The following is a 15,560-nucleotide window of genomic DNA, read 5'->3' as shown; positions in this document are numbered from 1 at the left end:
TTCGCCAAATAAAAAACAACAAGCGGATTTTTTCCACCTGTTGCCTTTATTGCTTTATAAGAAATACGCTACGAGTACAGTCAGAATGAAAAACAAGACTGCAAGGATAACTGTAAGTTTGCTAAGCAATGCGTCGATACCACGCGCTTTTTGTTTACCAAAAAGTTGCTCAGCTCCACCTGTAATCGCGCCTGATAATCCTGCCGAACGACCTGATTGAAGAACAACGACAATGATCAAAGCTAATGATACTAATATAAGAAGGATTGTTGCTACTGTTAGCATGTATGTTACACCTCCACCGTTCCACGTTACATTACTATAAATGTATCATAACTAGAAGGGACGAGGCAAAACTTTTTTCAGAACCTTCGTTAATTTGTCCCAAGATAATTAATATCGAATTCTTTATGAAAAATATAAAGGCGTACAGCTTTTATGACATTCAGTCTTTTATTTAATAGCCCTACTACCTGTACGGTAGCTCCTGGCTGTACTGCTTCATCTGGCGCAATATCAAGTGTCTTGTCCCCATCAAGGAGCTCGGTTTTTAAATCTATTTTTACTTTCATTACTGTTTTTTTATGATAGACGGTAAATACGTAGCCATTGGCTTCCTTCACTTTGCCTATAAAACTGATCGGATTCAATGTTTCCTGTTTGTTTTCTGCACCATCCGAAGATTCCTGTTTAAGTGGTTGCATCATAAACATCCCCTCTTCGCATTTATGGGGACATCCCCCATATTCATTTTACTGTTCTCTGTTTGATTTTATGTCTGTTTCTAAGGGTGTGTCTTTTTTTGAAGAATAATAGTTGTCATTGAATATGGATTTCTTAATCACAACATCTTCGTAAGTTTCAGATTTCAAGCGTGCTTTTTCCCCGTTTGTAATCTGCAGGTCATACGTTCTAATTAATAAAATAGTAAATAAGATAATGATAAATCTACGATATAACTTAAAACGATATGCTCTGCCTCTGCGATGCTGTCTAGTTTCCTCTACCCTCATTTTCAATTCACCACACCTATTTGGAAGAAACATCGTTATTAAAGGAGTTTTTTCCTTTTACTTAATTTACTCTCTTTTTGTTTGCTCTAAAATGGATTTATCATGATTCTTTTCTCACTCGAACATGATAAGTTTCTGAAAATTAGCTATAGAAAAAACCTGCAGGAACAAAGTGTTCATGCAGGTTTTTAAAGCGTTCTATCCAATTTGAAGCATGTAGCCATAACGCGGGACGGTAATGATTGAGTCTCCGTATGGACCAAGCTTTTTTCTAAGGCGGTATACAAGAGCATTGATTTCGTCGTTTCCAACGTCAGGCACTTCGTTCGATCCAGCTACCATTCTTTCAGGCCAAATGTGAATCTTGATCTCGTCACTGCTGACTGCTTGATTCTTTTTCCGGTATAGGAACACTAGCAGATCGGTATGTTTTCCGGATAGGAATAAAGGTACACCATCTATCGAGATCTGGCGGCGTTCAGGAATTATGTGAAGACCACTCATAATCTGAGTTCCTGTGGGTTCTATGGGTGATGTGAATTCCATCGTCAAATCTGTTTCTTCAGCTTGTGTATTTAAATAGGTTAGCAGGACAACTCCTTTTGCGAGACTGATCACATCACCAGACTGAAGCCGTTTTGGTATGTTTGGTTCTAAGAGATTGTTATTCAGCGCTGTTCCGTGCTTAGAATCTAAATCGCGTATAAAAGTGATACCATCTTCTAAGTAAATCTCAGCGTGCATCCTTGACACATAAGGACTAATGAAGGATACATCGGTTTCATTGGTGTGTGATGATCTTCCAAAGGTTAACGTTTCTCCTTCGGGTTTAAGCGGCATGAGGCTCCCTGTATCATAAGGATCCCCCGCCTCGATTCGTATATATAAACTGTCTTTCATTCGTAATTCCCCCGTACATCAACAAGTACTTGTTATAAGCATTTTAAATGATTTCAGATGAAAATAGAAGGATTATGAGTGGTGATTTTAATAAACAAGCTGTTAATTTGTTAGAGAGCGTAATGATTTGTGAGCGAGCATAAATCACTGCGAGCGAGCATAATTTCCCGCGAACGAGCATAAATCACTGCGAGCGAGCATATATTCCCGCGTACGAGCATAAATCACTGCGAGCGAGCATATATTCCCGCGTACGAGCATAAATCACTGCGAGCGAGCATATATTCCCGCGTACGAGCATAAATCACTGCGAGCGAGCATAAATTCCGTCGTAAACATAATACCTTTACATAAAACTGAAAAAAGACAAGCCTTTTTACTCATATTTTTCTATTTTTGTATAGGACAACCCTGTTTTTACGAATCTTAAGGGTAACATGATTGGAGGGATCGAAATGACTGTTTTTGAAACGATGTCGCTCATGATCAGTTTCTCAATGCTCATTGTTACCATCCTTCATTCTAACAATCGCTCTCGATAACCAGCAGGGAAATCCTTTGTAAGCTTGAAATGAAGACAGCCCCCGGATAGGTGCTTGATGCGCCTTATCCGGGGGCTGTCTTTTTCAGATAGACAAAATGGCGAATTTGTCTTTGTTTGGGGTCAGACCCCTACTTTTGTACTACTTATTTCTTTAGATTGTAGAATGCGTTCATTCCAGGGTATACAGCAAGGTTACCTAGCTCGTCCTCGATGCGAAGAAGCTGGTTGTACTTCGCAACACGGTCTGTACGTGAAGGAGCACCTGTTTTGATCTGTCCCGCGTTTGTTGCAACAGCGATGTCAGCGATTGTGCTGTCTTCAGATTCACCAGAGCGGTGAGAGATAACTGCCGTGTAGCCTGCGCGTTTAGCCATTTCGATCGCGTCGAACGTTTCAGTCAACGTACCGATTTGGTTAACTTTGATAAGGATCGCGTTACCAACGCCTTTTTCGATACCTTCAGAAAGCTTAGCTGTGTTTGTCACGAACAAGTCGTCACCAACTAGCTGTACGCGGTCACCGATACGTTCTGTTAATAGCTTGTGGCCATCCCAGTCGTTCTCGTCAAGACCGTCTTCGATTGAAACGATCGGATATTTGTTAACAAGCTCTTCGTAGAAAGCAACCATCTCTTCAGATGTTTTAACAACACCTTCACCAGAAAGGTGGTATTTACCGTCTTCTTTGTTAAATAATTCAGAAGCAGCAACGTCCATTGCAAGGCGAACTTCTTCACCTGGCTTGTAGCCTGCTTTTTCGATCGCTTCCATGATGGTTTGAAGAGCTTCTTCGTTAGAACCAAGGTTTGGAGCGAATCCGCCTTCGTCACCAACAGCTGTGTTCAAGCCCTTTTCTTTAAGAACAGACTTTAAGTTGTGGAAGATTTCAGCACCCATGCGAAGTGCTTCTGGGAAGCTTTCAGCACCAACAGGCATAACCATGAATTCTTGGATATCTACGTTGTTGTCAGCGTGCTCTCCACCGTTAAGGATGTTCATCATTGGAACAGGAAGAGTTTTAGAGTTGAATCCTCCAAGGTACATGTAAAGAGGAACGTTTAAGAAATCAGCAGCAGCGTGTGCAACAGCCATGGAAACTCCAAGGATCGCGTTAGCACCAAGCTTGCCTTTGTTTTCAGTACCATCAAGCTCGATCAATGTTTGGTCGATTCCAACTTGATCAAGTACATCGAAACCGATAAGTTCTGGAGCGATGTTTTCGTTTACGTTGTTTACTGCGTTCATAACACCTTTTCCAAGGTAGCGGCTCTTGTCGCCATCACGAAGCTCAACTGCTTCGTATTCACCTGTAGAAGCACCAGATGGAACGATCGCGCGTCCAAATGCACCTGATTCTGTGTACACTTCTACTTCAACTGTTGGGTTTCCGCGAGAGTCTAGGACTTCGCGAGCATAGATTTCAATAATCGCTGACATAATTGTCTCTCCTTTTTATTAGAAAATGTAATTTGAGAATAAAGCATTTCCGGCAATACGCACAAGGGCCCTTTGTACATATTCCGTAAAAGTGCCCTATTTAATTAACGTTTTACCAGTCATCTCTTTTGGCTGAGTACCGCCTATAAGAGTTAGTACCGTTGGTGCAAGATCAGCCAGTACACCGTCTTGACGAAGTTCCAATCCTTCTTGCGTAACGATTACAGGTACTGGGTTTGTCGTATGAGCTGTCATCGGGTTGCCTTCCATCGTAATCACTTCATCGGCATTACCATGGTCGGCTGTAATGATTGCAGCCCCACCTTTTTTGATGATCGCATCTACTACTTTTCCTAAGCACTCATCCACTGTTTCAACTGCTTTTATCGTTGGTTCCAGCATACCTGAGTGACCTACCATGTCAGGATTGGCAAAGTTTAAGATGATCACATCATGATTATCCGCTTCAATCTCCCCTAAAAGGGCATCTGTCACTTCATACGCACTCATTTCAGGCTTCAAGTCGTAAGTTGCTACTTTTGGAGAATCAATTAAGATACGTGTCTCACCAGGAAATTCCGCTTCACGTCCACCACTGAAGAAGAACGTTACGTGCGGGTATTTTTCTGTTTCTGCAATACGAAGCTGTTTGAAGTTTTGCTGTGACAGTACTTCGCCCAGTGTATTATCTAGGTTTGTTGGTTTAAAAGCCACGTCTCCATCTACTGTTTCACTAAAGTGTGTTAAACATACAAAGTGAAGGTTTTTCGGAAACGCCTCTCCACGATCAAAACCACGAAAATCTTCGTTAGTAAATACTTGAGAAATCTGAATCGCTCGGTCTGGACGGAAATTACAGAAGATAACTGCGTCTCCGTCTTTAATTGTCGCAACCGGTTCGCCGTTCTCTTTTTTCAAGACAGAAGGAAGAACGAATTCATCGTGAATTCCATTGCTGTATGAGTCTTCTACCACTTCAAACGGATCTTTGTAGTCAGGTCCTTCACCGTAAACCATCGCTCGGTATGACTTTTCTACACGGTCCCAGCGCTTGTCGCGGTCCATAGAGTAATAACGGCCAGAAAGTGTTGCGATCTCACCAACACCTAGCTCGTTGATCTTGTCCACTGTTGTTTGAATATAGTGCTTAGCAGATTGAGGAGGCACATCACGCCCGTCCAAGAATCCGTGCAGATATACTTTTTCCACGTTCTGCTTTTTAGCTAATTCTAACAATGAAAGAATGTGCTCAATATGGCTATGGATCCCCCCATCAGAAAGTAATCCAAAGATATGAAGAGCCGTTCCTTTTTCTTTAACATGGTTCATTGCTTCGATAAAGGTTTGATTTTCATAAAAATCACCTTCTTTGATCGATAGATTCACCCGAGTCAAACTTTGATACACGATACGGCCGGCACCAATGTTTAAATGACCCACTTCTGAATTTCCCATTTGACCATCAGGAAGTCCAACGGCTTCCCCACTAGCTGTAAGTTGAGCGTGCGGATACGTTTCCCAGTAGCGGTCAAAGTTGGGCTTTTTCGCTTGTGCAACAGCGTTACCTTTGTCTTCCTTACGACAAGCAAAGCCGTCTAAGATGATTAAAGCTACCGGTTTTTTGCTCATCGGCTAACGCCCTCCAAAAGCTGAAGGTAAGATTTCGGCTCAAGGCTGGCTCCGCCGACCAAAGCGCCATCAATGTCAGACATGCTCATCAATTCCTTGATGTTGTCAGGCTTTACACTTCCGCCGTATTGAATGCGAACAGCATCTGCCACATCTTGTGAGAATTGTTCCGCTACTACGCTGCGGATGTATGCACATACTTCATTTGCATCTTCAGAAGATGCTGTTTTTCCAGTTCCGATCGCCCAAACTGGCTCATATGCGATTACCGTTTGTTTCATTTGCTCATCAGTTAATCCAGAAAGACCTTTTTCAGTCTGTTCTTTTACAACATCCTTCGTTTTATCAGATTCACGCTGTTCAAGCGTTTCACCAACACAAACGATCGGAGTTAAACCATGCTTAAAGGCAGCATGTGTTTTTTGGTTAACCAGCTCATCCGTTTCACCAAAAAGCTCGCGACGTTCAGAATGCCCAAGAATAACATATTGAACGTTTAGATCTTTAAGCATAACCGGGCTGATTTCACCTGTGAAAGCACCGCTTTCTTCAAAATGCATGTTTTGAGCACCGATCGCTAAAGGCGTACCTTCAGCTTCGTCTGCTAAACAGTCTAGGAAAAGAGCAGGCGCACAGATTACAGAATCAACAGTTTCAGCTGAAGGAACAAGGCCCTTCACCTCTTCTACAAAACTGCGTGCTTCTGTCAACGTTTTATTCATTTTCCAGTTACCTGCAATAATAGGTTTACGCATTCTTTTCACCTCTTAAACGGTTTATTACTATTACCAAATAATGACAAAGAAGAAACAAGAAGTTCGATGCGCCGTCCGTTCCGAAGACCCAGCGTTTATCTACTCATAAATGAGGATCAGAGGAACCAGGCAACAAAGAAATTCGCCGCTAATTATTTGTCGTTTAATGCTACGACGCCAGGAAGTTCCTTACCTTCCATAAACTCAAGGGAAGCACCCCCGCCTGTTGAGATATGGCTCATCTTATCAGCTAAGCCAAACTTTTCAACAGCTGCTGCTGAGTCTCCGCCGCCGATTACGCTATATGTGTCAGTAGCTTCTGCAAGTGCGTTTGCAACAGAACGTGTACCGTTTGCGAATGCGTCAATTTCAAACACACCCATTGGTCCATTCCATATTACAAGCTTCGATTCTTTGATAACCTTTACGTACTTTTCAATCGTTTTCGTTCCGATATCAAGACCTTCCCAATCAGAAGGAATCGAATCAATTTCTACAATTTTTGTGTTAGCATCGTTTGAAAAGTCGTCTGCTACTAAAACATCTTCAGCAATCAGGAAGTTCACACCGTTTTTCTTTGCTTTTTCCATGAAGGCTTTTGCTGTTTCAACTTTATCTTCTTCCAAAAGAGATTTTCCTACATCATGGCCAAGAGCCTTAATGAATGTGTAACCAAGGCCTCCACCGATGATCAGGTTATCTACTTTGTCTAAAAGATTGTCGATTACATCAATCTTGTCCTTAACTTTTGCACCGCCAATGATAGCTGTGAAAGGACGGTCAGGATTGGATAAAGCTTTTCCAAGCACTTCAAGTTCTTTTTCCATCAACAAACCAGAAACGGCTGGAAGATGTTTTGCAATGCCTTCTGTTGAAGCATGTGCACGATGTGCTGCTCCGAAAGCGTCGTTTACATACACATCTGCTAATGCAGCAAACTTCTGTGCTAACTCAGGATCGTTTTTCTCTTCACCTGGGTAAAAACGAACGTTCTCTAAAAGGATAACGCCGCCTTCTTCTAGGTTAGCAACTGCTTTCTCCACTTCTTCCCCGTAAGCTTCATCTGTTTTCACAACTTCTTTTCCAAGAAGGTTGCTCAAACGCTGAGCTACTGGATCTAAACGAAGCTCTTCCACAACTTGTCCTTTTGGACGTCCTAAGTGGCTTGCTAAAAGAACTTTTGCACCTTGCTCTGTTAAGTATTTGATGGTAGGAAGAGCAGCGACAATTCGCGTTTCATCCGTAATGTTCCCATCTTTCATCGGCACGTTAAAATCAACTCTGCAAAAAACGACTTTGCCTTTTAAATCGATGTCACGAACACTTTTTTTGTTCATAAGTACATGCAGCCTCCTGACTAGTCAAAAAGATTAAAAGAATGACAATCCCCCAGGTTTTACATGGGAAAGAGGAGTAGAAGCCAGTTTAAAACGACTTCTCCCCCTCCTTATTGTTCTTCTCTATCTATTAAAGTCCTTTTTTAGCGATATAGTCAATTAAATCTACAACGCGGTTTGAATATCCTGTTTCGTTATCGTACCAAGATACTACTTTAACCATGTTTCCTTCCATAACCATTGTGGAAAGAGCATCGATTGTAGAAGAGTGAGTGTCGCCATTGTAGTCAGTAGATACAAGCGGCTCTTCAGAGTAGCCAAGGATTCCTTTAAGGTTGCCAACTGCAGCTTCTTTAAGCGCAGCGTTGATCTCGTCAACTGTAACGTCTTTATCAAGCTCAGCAACTAAGTCAACTAATGATACGTTTGGAGTCGGAACACGCATAGCCATACCGTTAAGCTTGCCTTTAAGTTCAGGAAGCACTAGAGATACTGCTTTAGCAGCACCAGTTGAAGTTGGAATGATGTTCTCAGCTGCCGCACGAGCACGACGAAGATCTTTATGTGGAAGATCAAGAATTTGCTGATCGTTTGTGTATGAGTGAACAGTTGTCATCATACCGCGTTTCACGCCAAATTTTTCGTGAAGTACTTTTGCGAATGGTGCAAGACAGTTTGTCGTACAAGATGCATTAGAGATTACATCGTGGCTAGCTGCATCGTACTTGTCTTCGTTAACACCAAGAACTACTGTGATATCCTCATCAGAAGCAGGAGCAGAAATGATTACTTTTTTAGCGCCAGCTTCTAAGTGTTTAGCAGCGTCAGCACGCTTAGTGAAGCGTCCAGTTGATTCAACTACTACTTCTACACCTAGGTCTCCCCAGCCAAGTTGTGCTGGATCGCGTTCAGCTAAAACCTTGATTTCTTTGCCATCTACAATAAGTGCGTTTTCCTTAACTTCTACAGAACCAGCGAACTTGCCATGAACTGTGTCATGCTTTAGAAGAAATGCAAGTGTGTCAGCATCTGTTAAGTCGTTTACAGCTACAACTTCTACCTCAGGGTTGTTGAACGCTGCGCGGAAAACATTACGGCCGATACGACCGAAACCGTTAATACCAATTTTTGTTGCCATGTAAAATGACCTCCTTGATTTAAGAGAGAATTTATTTTTTATATAAAGGGAAAACCCCTCAATAACATAATGAAAACAGACTTACGAACGACCCAATAGCTTGCGGGCAGCTCCTTCGTCAGTAATTAAAACCTTTTTGGGACCGTGTTTCATGAACGCTGCAATCGCATCAGATTTAGAAGATCCGCCTGCAACAGCCATAATGAAATCACTGTTCTGCAGCTCATCCAGCTGCAGTCCGATCGTGCGAACGCGGTGAACCACTTCACCTTGCTGGTTAAAATAATAGCCAAACGCTTCTGCCACGGCTTTTTCTTCATCCAGCTTTTCTAATAGAGAAGGGTTAGAGTTCCTGCGTTCTGCCATTGTTTTAGCATCGCCAATCCCGTGAAGCACTATACCAGCGGAGCGTATGAGCTCCATGACTTCTTTTACACCCGGTTCAGCCATGAGAGAAAGATAGGTTTCTTTGCTTAGCTGATCGGGCAGATGGAGAAGTCTATATTCCCCATTCGCTTTTTGAGCCATCGTGGAACAAATCGTGTTCGCTTGGTTTTCTACTTTTTCACCAAGACCGCCTCTGGCAGGGACAAACAATAACTGCTGTCCTTTTTGGATAGGAGACATCATTTCTGCTACGGATGCTAGCGTTGTTCCGCCAGTCACTGCGATGATGTTCTTTGCTGACAGCTGGCGCACAAGGCGATCGGCTGCAGCTTTACCCATATCGTTTTTTACCCACGTATCTTGATCACTGTCGCCCGGAACAACGATGACTTCTGACAGATTTAACATTTCCTTAAGTTCTGATTCTAAAACATGCAAACCTGACAATTCTTTCATCATCTCAGAAAGCTCTACTAAAATATCATGCCCCTCAGTGGTTAATGACATGCCAGCTGTTTGGATGCTTAGAAGTCCTTGATCTTTCAGAAACGAGACTTCAGAGCGTAATACACGCTCTGTCATGTTCAGGGTCGATGCTAAACTTCTTCTTCCAATAGGTTCGTGAATTCTTACAACATTTAAGACGTTGTATCTTTTTCGCATCGTTTCCAGAAGATCTGGGAGCAATTTCTTTTGCACATCTATTAGGTTTTTCATACACATTCTCCTGATTTAATGGAATAACGATTTAGCTTCGCGGGATGTTTGTGACTTCCTTATGGACTTAAAATGTCCCGGTTAGTCATTTTATGTCCCATTAGCGTAAGAAAATAACTTGGTTTAACCCAAGTTCCACATTACCTATTGTAGATTACCCTGAATGACATTATTTAAAACGTGCCAGGATTCACTTTTTGTCATAAAAGTGTCGGATTTCTTTCTGGCAAGTTTATAATATCAAATACTTTCACTACATTTCAACAACTTTTACTTATTAAAAATTAGTAAGCGCTTTCTTAACCTTTTCCTCATTGATCCTTCCGTAATCGATTTCCTCCCCTTCAACTTCTATTACGGGTATCATCAGTCCATATTTTTCGAGAAGGACATCATCTTTATAAATATCGATCGTTTGAATATGAAAAGGAATTTCTAACTGCAGCTTCTGTAATAGTTTATGCGCATCATCGCAAAGTGGACAATGCAATTTTGTATAAAGAACTACCCTTTTTTCACCCATTTTTTCTCTCCTTTTTTCTTTGAGCTATCATTGCTAGTTTATCATGCATTCCGAAAAACGTAAGAAAGATCTCTTCCACATGGAAAAGATCTTTTTATGAAGAATAACGTTTGCGTTTGGAAGAGGATGGAATGTTCAGTTCTTCCCGGTATTTTGCCACCGTCCTCCTGGAAATCGATAAACCGCTGTTTTTCTCTAAAAGAGAAGCCAATATTTGATCAGAAAGAGGCTTCAATTTATCTTCATTGTCTACAAGTTTTTTTATTTCTGTTTTTGCAGATGTAGCAGATGCACTGCCTCCGTCCTGGGTAAAGATTTTTGCTGTGAAGAAGGATTTAAGTTCCACGGCTCCTTTAGAAGTTTGAAGCACTTTATTTTTCACAGCACGACTCACAGTCGATTCATGGACACCGATCTGGTCTGCTACTTCTTTAAGGGTTAGAGGTATAAGATCTGACTTTTCAAAAGTTAAAAAATACTTTTCTTGTACTCTCACGATTTCTTTCGTTATGTTAAGCAATGTTTCTTTTCTTTGTTCAAGCGCTTTTTTTAGCCAATTAAACTTTTGAAAAGAGTCATCTAAAAATTTAGAGGTCGCATTTTTCCCGTTTAAAAGTGAACCATAACTGTCATTTAATTTTAGTGTAGGTGAATATTGTTCGTTTACAGAAATATGAAACTGACCATTTTCTTCTTTAACAGACACATCCGGATATAAATAAGCCTGATCACTTACTGGAGACAAAGCGGCACCAGGGCGCGGATCCAGGGTTTGTAGAAAATCTGCAGCTGCTTCTATCTGCTGTGGTGATACTGCAAGAAGTGAAGCAAGATTCTTTATTTTTCTTTCAGCAAGGAGATCTAAATGCTGATCGACTAATATGTAGCTTAGTGTGTTCTCAAGATTTTGTTCACGGAGCTGCAGCAAGAGGCATTCTCTTAAATTTCGAGCTCCGATCCCTGCAGGTTCAAGTGTTTGTAGCAGGGCGATCAGCTCTTCACATTTTTCTTCAGATGTTGAAAAGCGAGCTGCCGTTTCTTGAACTGAAACGGCTAGATAGCCGTTCTCGTTCACACTTAACAGCAGATATTGAAAGATTCTTCGATCCTGATTTTCGAGCGGCAGAAGAATCGATTGCTTGTAAAGATAATCATATAGTGTTTCTTTTTCTATGATGAGGTGTTCGAGTGGATGTTCGTCATTGGAACGGCCGGTTACTCCGTTCTTTCGTACACTCTTTTTCAATGTAGTGAACATGCCTTTAGGTTCAGCGATTTCGATTAAAGGATTCTCTAACGCCTGTTCTTGCAGATATGAAGTAAGTTCGTAACTGGGAACTTGTAAAATGGCGATGGCCTGACGCAATTCTGTTGTCATGACAAGGTTCATGCTCTGTTGTTGAAACAAACCCATTTCCATCTAAATCCCTCCCCTGTTATTAATCATACTACAGGTGTAAGCGCTTTACATCCTACAAAATTTGGGGACAGACCCCAGACAAATACATATTGACCTAAAATGTATTTGTCAGGAAGACAATCAATACAAAGAGTTTAAGTTATTGTTTGACCGAAAAAAGGATACAAAAAAATGCCAGCACCGCCCGAAGGCAGTCTGGCATTTTAAACTTTACTATTAAAGTTTTGTTACGTTAGCAGCTTGTGGTCCGCGCTCGCCATCAACGATTTCGAAAGATACTTCTTGTCCTTCTTCAAGAGACTTGAAGCCTTCTGATTGAATAGCAGAGAAGTGTACGAATACATCGTTTCCGCCTTCAACTTCGATGAAGCCGAAACCTTTTTCAGCGTTGAACCATTTTACTTTACCATTTTGCATGGGTGTTTCCTCCTTACAAACGCTATGTAAGCGTTTTAACTCGTTTAACCGTTTTACTATGTAAATAAAAGAGCATAAAAAAATGCGTACTCATATGAATAGTTCAGAAGCGGATTCAAGTGTTCCACTTCTTATTCAAAAGTACGACCGCTTTAAATCCAAAAATATTCACAAGGTAAATGGTTGAGATAACTATAACATGCCCAAAACCAATTGTCAAAACAAGGGATGATTTTTTTTCATATACTTTTTCTCGTTAAGCGAATAGGCTATGATAGATAATGATTTACTAACATATTATTATGGACTGTTTTATGGTTATGAGGAGGAAGAACTGTGAGTGAAGCATTTTCAGTACCCTATTTTAAGGAGAACTTTCAGCAATATATTGAACGAAATAAAGATGTTTTTACAAAAACACACGCTATGAATGCGTATTACCGTTCGATCGTAGGAACACTCATCAATGATAATTTGAATAAAAACAGTGAGATCGTACGTCGTATCCGTAATTTAGAAACTGCTTATATTGAAATTAAAAACGAGAACTAAAGCTTATCTTTCATGAATTTAGGGTAATGTTTTATGATCAAGAGGTTTAAAATCCTGCTTCGAGCGGGCATTATGATGATAGGCCATACATAAGGTGTAAGAAGGATATTTTGCAATGCTGGCGAAATGTGTTACATACAGCATATTGTTTGACCTTGTTTGACCTTTTTTGTATGATGACAGTACAGTTTAAGTTGAAAAAGGAGAAGGAGGATTTCCATGAACTTAATTCCAACAGTAATTGAACAAACGAACCGTGGGGAGCGCGCTTACGACATTTACTCCCGTCTGCTAAAAGACCGCATTATCATGCTTGGCAGTGCCATTGATGATAACGTATCAAACTCAATCGTAGCACAGCTTTTATTCCTTGCAGCTGAAGATCCTGATAAAGACATCTCGTTATACATAAACAGCCCAGGTGGATCAATCACAGCAGGAATGGCGATCTATGACACGATGAATTTTATTAAGCCGCATGTTTCAACGATCTGTATCGGTATGGCAGCATCTATGGGTGCTTTCTTGCTAGCTGCAGGTGAAAAAGGAAAACGTTACGTTCTTCCAAACTCAGAAGTTATGATTCACCAGCCGCTTGGCGGAACCCGCGGGCAAGCGAGTGACATCGAAATTCATGCACGCCGTATCATCCAAATGCGTGAACAGCTAAACAAAATCCTAGCTGAAAAAACAGGTCAACCGCTTGAAGTGATCGAGCGCGACACAGATCGTGATAACTTCTTAACAGCTGAGGCTGCAGTTGAGTACGGATTAGTTGATAAACTAATCACTTCTGTAGACAGCACAGATATTAAAAAATAATAAATTTTAACAAAAAGGACTGCTCATCAATGAGCAGTCCTTTTTTATGTTATTTAACGTACGGATAAGATTTTTTTTAACATTCATCTCTATGATCCTCTTGTTGCGTAATGAGCTTGTTCAAGATCCTATATGGGACAGTACATCCTTCTGATGTTGGGATACCATAAAGCTCATGATGGCGCTCGAAACAGCAGTGGGGTCCTCCTTATATGGACAAAACAGGGATTTGTATTTGTCTGGGGTCTGTCCCCCCCTCGATTGCTTTCAGCATGGCTTTGGCTTTATTGATCGTCTCTTCGTATTCCCGCTCCGGTACAGAATCAGCAACAACTCCAGCACCTGCTTGAACATATGCTTTGCCACCTTGAAACACGATGGTGCGTATCGCGATACAAGAGTCCATCTGCCCGTTGAACCCAAGATAGCCTATAGCGCCACCATAGACACCACGTGATTCTTTCTCGAGTTCTGAGATAATCTGCATGGCTCTAACTTTTGGTGCTCCAGACACCGTTCCAGCAGGCATACAGGACCTCAAGGCGTCAAAGAAATCTTTATCTTGCTGCATCTTCCCTTTTACGTGTGAAACCATATGCATGACATGCGAATACCGCTCAATCTCCATATAGGATTCTACGTCTACTGTGCCATATTCACTTACCCGACCTACATCGTTTCTCCCGAGGTCAACGAGCATAACGTGTTCAGCTCGCTCTTTTTCATCAGCTAAAAGGTCTTTTTCATAGGCTAGATCTTCTTCAAGCGTTTTACCTCTTGGACGTGTCCCGGCGATCGGACGATTTTCCACACAACCGTTATCTACTTTTACGAGCAGTTCTGGTGAGGCTCCTACTATGTAGGTATCGTTTGATTTGTAATAATACATGTAAGGTGATGGATTCATCGACCGCAGAAGTCGATACACATCAAACGGATCAGCTTCTGTTTCCTGTTCAAAACGCTGTGATAGGACCACTTGAAAGATGTCTCCGGTTTTGATGTATTCCTTTGCTTGCTTCACCATGGAACAAAATTCTTCTTTTGAATGAGAAGAACGTACTTTTTCATTCTGTTCAGCAGATGCAGATCGCCCAGTTTTCTGGACCTTCCTTTTCGGCGGATGTTGCAATTCATGCATTGTGTTTCGGATATTCGAACACACTTGATCATACTTTTGTTGGATCGTCTTTTTATTATCATCAGGAGATACGTGCAGATTGCAAAGAATCGTGGTTTTTTGCTTCAGGTGATCAAATACAATGATTTCATCTGTGAACAAAAATTCCATTTCATTTTTTTGATTGGAAGCAGATTGTGGTTTTGGAACTTTTTCAAACGTATGAATCAGGTCATATCCGAAAAAGCCAACGGCACCTCCTGTAAATGGAGGCAGAGAGGAGAGTTTAGGAGATTTATATCGTGACATATATTTCTTCACAATTTCTAATGGAGAACCTTGTTCGTGTATGTGTTGATTCTCTTTTATAAAAGATAATTCTACTTCATTTCCTTTTGAAGCAATCACTAAAAAAGGCTTTCTGCCGATATAAGAATACCTTGCCCAGCGTTCTCCGCCTTCAACACTTTCAAGCAAGAACGCATACGATTCGTGACGCACTCTCTCAAATTGAGAGATGCACGTTTCATGGTCTGACAAATAGGTAAAACCGATAGGAATTATATTATAGTTTTCTTTCGATAGAGACGTGACGTCTTCTAAAGATGGTGTAAACATATTCTACTCACCTCTTCCAAATGATAAAAAAACCTCTCGCTTGTTACAGCGGAGGCTGGTTTGTGCATCATTAATAAACTAAGAAAGAGGTTTAATCCAGGATTAAAATCTCTCAACTCAGCTCAAGCTATGCTCTCTTCTCTCCACTCATCTCAACTAAACTTATTCTCCTGATTAGTGATTAATATATAGGGTTACCCCTTATCTGTCAACTGTTGATGAAGTAAAAAAC

18 protein-coding genes are annotated in these 15,560 nt (G+C 41.1%); 3 read left to right on the top strand and 15 right to left on the bottom strand.

All coding sequences use genetic code 11. The annotated features are described in order from the left end of the window. Positions 1–54: 54 nt before the first annotated feature. The 5 genes from secG to IEV52_RS22525 form a co-directional block, all read right to left on the bottom strand. The gene (secG, locus tag IEV52_RS04225; protein WP_188401259.1) at positions 55–285 is read right to left on the bottom strand and encodes a preprotein translocase subunit SecG; all 231 of its coding nucleotides are present in this window, start codon (positions 283–285) and stop codon (positions 55–57) included. Positions 286–374: 89 nt separating this feature from the next. Next, positions 375–707: a hypothetical protein gene (locus IEV52_RS04220; RefSeq protein ID WP_188401258.1), complete on the bottom strand. Its 333-nt coding sequence runs from the start codon at positions 705–707 to the stop codon at positions 375–377. A gap of 45 nt (positions 708–752) precedes the next feature. Beyond that, the gene (locus IEV52_RS04215) at positions 753–1,013 is read right to left on the bottom strand and encodes a hypothetical protein (RefSeq protein ID WP_188401257.1); all 261 of its coding nucleotides are present in this window, start codon (positions 1,011–1,013) and stop codon (positions 753–755) included. Positions 1,014–1,211: 198 nt separating this feature from the next. Beyond that, positions 1,212–1,913 carry an FHA domain-containing protein gene (locus IEV52_RS04210; RefSeq protein WP_188401256.1) on the bottom strand — a complete coding sequence of 234 codons (702 nt, stop codon included), beginning with the start codon at positions 1,911–1,913 and terminating at the stop codon, positions 1,212–1,214. Between the two features lie 376 nt (positions 1,914–2,289). Next, the gene (locus IEV52_RS22525; RefSeq protein ID WP_268234752.1) at positions 2,290–2,418 is read right to left on the bottom strand and encodes a hypothetical protein; all 129 of its coding nucleotides are present in this window, start codon (positions 2,416–2,418) and stop codon (positions 2,290–2,292) included. Here IEV52_RS22525 and IEV52_RS22740 point away from each other — a divergent pair. Further along, positions 2,387–2,455 (top strand): putative holin-like toxin, encoded by a 69-nt coding sequence (locus tag IEV52_RS22740; protein ID WP_373869408.1) that lies wholly within the window; start codon positions 2,387–2,389, stop codon positions 2,453–2,455. The genes IEV52_RS22525 and IEV52_RS22740 overlap by 32 nt on opposite strands. Before the next feature lie 145 nt (positions 2,456–2,600). Here the strand turns inward: IEV52_RS22740 and eno are convergent, their stop codons facing one another. From eno to cspD, 9 genes are all read right to left on the bottom strand, one after another. Then, positions 2,601–3,893, bottom strand: a complete 1,293-nt coding sequence (gene eno, locus IEV52_RS04205) for a phosphopyruvate hydratase (RefSeq protein ID WP_188401255.1) — start codon at positions 3,891–3,893, stop codon at positions 2,601–2,603. Between the two features lie 96 nt (positions 3,894–3,989). Then, positions 3,990–5,522 (bottom strand): 2,3-bisphosphoglycerate-independent phosphoglycerate mutase, encoded by a 1,533-nt coding sequence (gene gpmI / locus IEV52_RS04200; RefSeq protein ID WP_188401254.1) that lies wholly within the window; start codon positions 5,520–5,522, stop codon positions 3,990–3,992. After that, positions 5,519–6,277, bottom strand: a complete 759-nt coding sequence (gene tpiA, locus IEV52_RS04195; protein WP_188401253.1) for a triose-phosphate isomerase — start codon at positions 6,275–6,277, stop codon at positions 5,519–5,521. The genes gpmI and tpiA overlap by 4 nt, the downstream gene beginning before the upstream one ends. 152 nt (positions 6,278–6,429) lie before the next feature. After that, positions 6,430–7,614 carry a phosphoglycerate kinase gene (locus IEV52_RS04190; protein WP_188401252.1) on the bottom strand — a complete coding sequence of 395 codons (1,185 nt, stop codon included), beginning with the start codon at positions 7,612–7,614 and terminating at the stop codon, positions 6,430–6,432. A gap of 130 nt (positions 7,615–7,744) precedes the next feature. Continuing rightward, positions 7,745–8,752, bottom strand: coding sequence for a type I glyceraldehyde-3-phosphate dehydrogenase (gene gap, locus IEV52_RS04185; RefSeq protein ID WP_188401251.1), 1,008 nt, complete (start codon positions 8,750–8,752; stop codon positions 7,745–7,747). A gap of 81 nt (positions 8,753–8,833) precedes the next feature. Next, a complete protein-coding gene (locus IEV52_RS04180) occupies positions 8,834–9,856 on the bottom strand; it encodes a sugar-binding transcriptional regulator (RefSeq protein WP_188401250.1) in 1,023 nt (340 codons plus the stop codon). Positions 9,857–10,133: 277 nt separating this feature from the next. After that, positions 10,134–10,379 (bottom strand): glutaredoxin family protein, encoded by a 246-nt coding sequence (locus IEV52_RS04175; protein ID WP_188401249.1) that lies wholly within the window; start codon positions 10,377–10,379, stop codon positions 10,134–10,136. 94 nt (positions 10,380–10,473) lie between these two features. Continuing rightward, positions 10,474–11,799 (bottom strand): RNA polymerase factor sigma-54, encoded by a 1,326-nt coding sequence (gene rpoN / locus IEV52_RS04170; RefSeq protein WP_188401248.1) that lies wholly within the window; start codon positions 11,797–11,799, stop codon positions 10,474–10,476. A 216-nt stretch (positions 11,800–12,015) separates the two neighbouring features. Then, positions 12,016–12,216 carry a cold-shock protein CspD gene (gene cspD / locus IEV52_RS04165; protein WP_066245685.1) on the bottom strand — a complete coding sequence of 67 codons (201 nt, stop codon included), beginning with the start codon at positions 12,214–12,216 and terminating at the stop codon, positions 12,016–12,018. 336 nt (positions 12,217–12,552) lie between these two features. On the opposite strand from cspD, the gene yvfG reads away from it, so the two are divergent. Together yvfG and clpP are read left to right on the top strand one after the other, a co-directional pair. After that, entirely contained in the window at positions 12,553–12,768 is a 216-nt protein-coding gene (gene yvfG, locus IEV52_RS04160) for a protein YvfG (RefSeq protein ID WP_066245683.1), read from the top strand. A gap of 219 nt (positions 12,769–12,987) precedes the next feature. Then, positions 12,988–13,590, top strand: coding sequence for an ATP-dependent Clp endopeptidase proteolytic subunit ClpP (gene clpP, locus IEV52_RS04155; protein ID WP_066245680.1), 603 nt, complete (start codon positions 12,988–12,990; stop codon positions 13,588–13,590). 208 nt (positions 13,591–13,798) lie between these two features. On the opposite strand, the gene trpE is transcribed toward clpP, so the two are convergent. Then, positions 13,799–15,328 carry an anthranilate synthase component I gene (trpE, locus tag IEV52_RS04150; RefSeq protein WP_188401247.1) on the bottom strand — a complete coding sequence of 510 codons (1,530 nt, stop codon included), beginning with the start codon at positions 15,326–15,328 and terminating at the stop codon, positions 13,799–13,801. Between the last annotated feature and the right edge of the window lie 232 nt (positions 15,329–15,560).

This window comes from Fictibacillus barbaricus, assembly GCF_014635025.1.
Taxonomy (GTDB): domain Bacteria; phylum Bacillota; class Bacilli; order Bacillales; family Fictibacillaceae; genus Fictibacillus; species Fictibacillus barbaricus.
This window is presented reverse-complemented; position numbering and strand designations above follow the sequence as displayed.

Excerpts from the sequence above, each read along its gene's own strand:
- IEV52_RS04180 (WP_188401250.1), bottom strand. The coding sequence starts at position 9,856 with ATGAAAAACCTAATAGATGTGCAAAAGAAATTGCTCCCAGATCTTCTG.
- IEV52_RS04220 (WP_188401258.1), bottom strand. The coding sequence starts at position 707 with ATGATGCAACCACTTAAACAGGAATCTTCGGATGGTGCAGAAAACAAA.
- IEV52_RS22525 (WP_268234752.1), bottom strand. The coding sequence starts at position 2,418 with ATGAGCATTGAGAAACTGATCATGAGCGACATCGTTTCAAAAACAGTC.
- IEV52_RS04175 (WP_188401249.1), bottom strand. The coding sequence starts at position 10,379 with ATGGGTGAAAAAAGGGTAGTTCTTTATACAAAATTGCATTGTCCACTT.
- cspD (WP_066245685.1), bottom strand. The coding sequence starts at position 12,216 with ATGCAAAATGGTAAAGTAAAATGGTTCAACGCTGAAAAAGGTTTCGGC.
- rpoN (WP_188401248.1), bottom strand. The coding sequence starts at position 11,799 with ATGGAAATGGGTTTGTTTCAACAACAGAGCATGAACCTTGTCATGACA.
- gap (WP_188401251.1), bottom strand. The coding sequence starts at position 8,752 with ATGGCAACAAAAATTGGTATTAACGGTTTCGGTCGTATCGGCCGTAAT.
- tpiA (WP_188401253.1), bottom strand. The coding sequence starts at position 6,277 with ATGCGTAAACCTATTATTGCAGGTAACTGGAAAATGAATAAAACGTTG.
- secG (WP_188401259.1), bottom strand. The coding sequence starts at position 285 with ATGCTAACAGTAGCAACAATCCTTCTTATATTAGTATCATTAGCTTTG.
- gpmI (WP_188401254.1), bottom strand. The coding sequence starts at position 5,522 with ATGAGCAAAAAACCGGTAGCTTTAATCATCTTAGACGGCTTTGCTTGT.
- trpE (WP_188401247.1), bottom strand. The coding sequence starts at position 15,328 with ATGTTTACACCATCTTTAGAAGACGTCACGTCTCTATCGAAAGAAAAC.
- clpP (WP_066245680.1), top strand. The coding sequence starts at position 12,988 with ATGAACTTAATTCCAACAGTAATTGAACAAACGAACCGTGGGGAGCGC.
- eno (WP_188401255.1), bottom strand. The coding sequence starts at position 3,893 with ATGTCAGCGATTATTGAAATCTATGCTCGCGAAGTCCTAGACTCTCGC.
- IEV52_RS04190 (WP_188401252.1), bottom strand. The coding sequence starts at position 7,614 with ATGAACAAAAAAAGTGTTCGTGACATCGATTTAAAAGGCAAAGTCGTT.
- IEV52_RS04210 (WP_188401256.1), bottom strand. The coding sequence starts at position 1,913 with ATGAAAGACAGTTTATATATACGAATCGAGGCGGGGGATCCTTATGAT.
- IEV52_RS04215 (WP_188401257.1), bottom strand. The coding sequence starts at position 1,013 with ATGAGGGTAGAGGAAACTAGACAGCATCGCAGAGGCAGAGCATATCGT.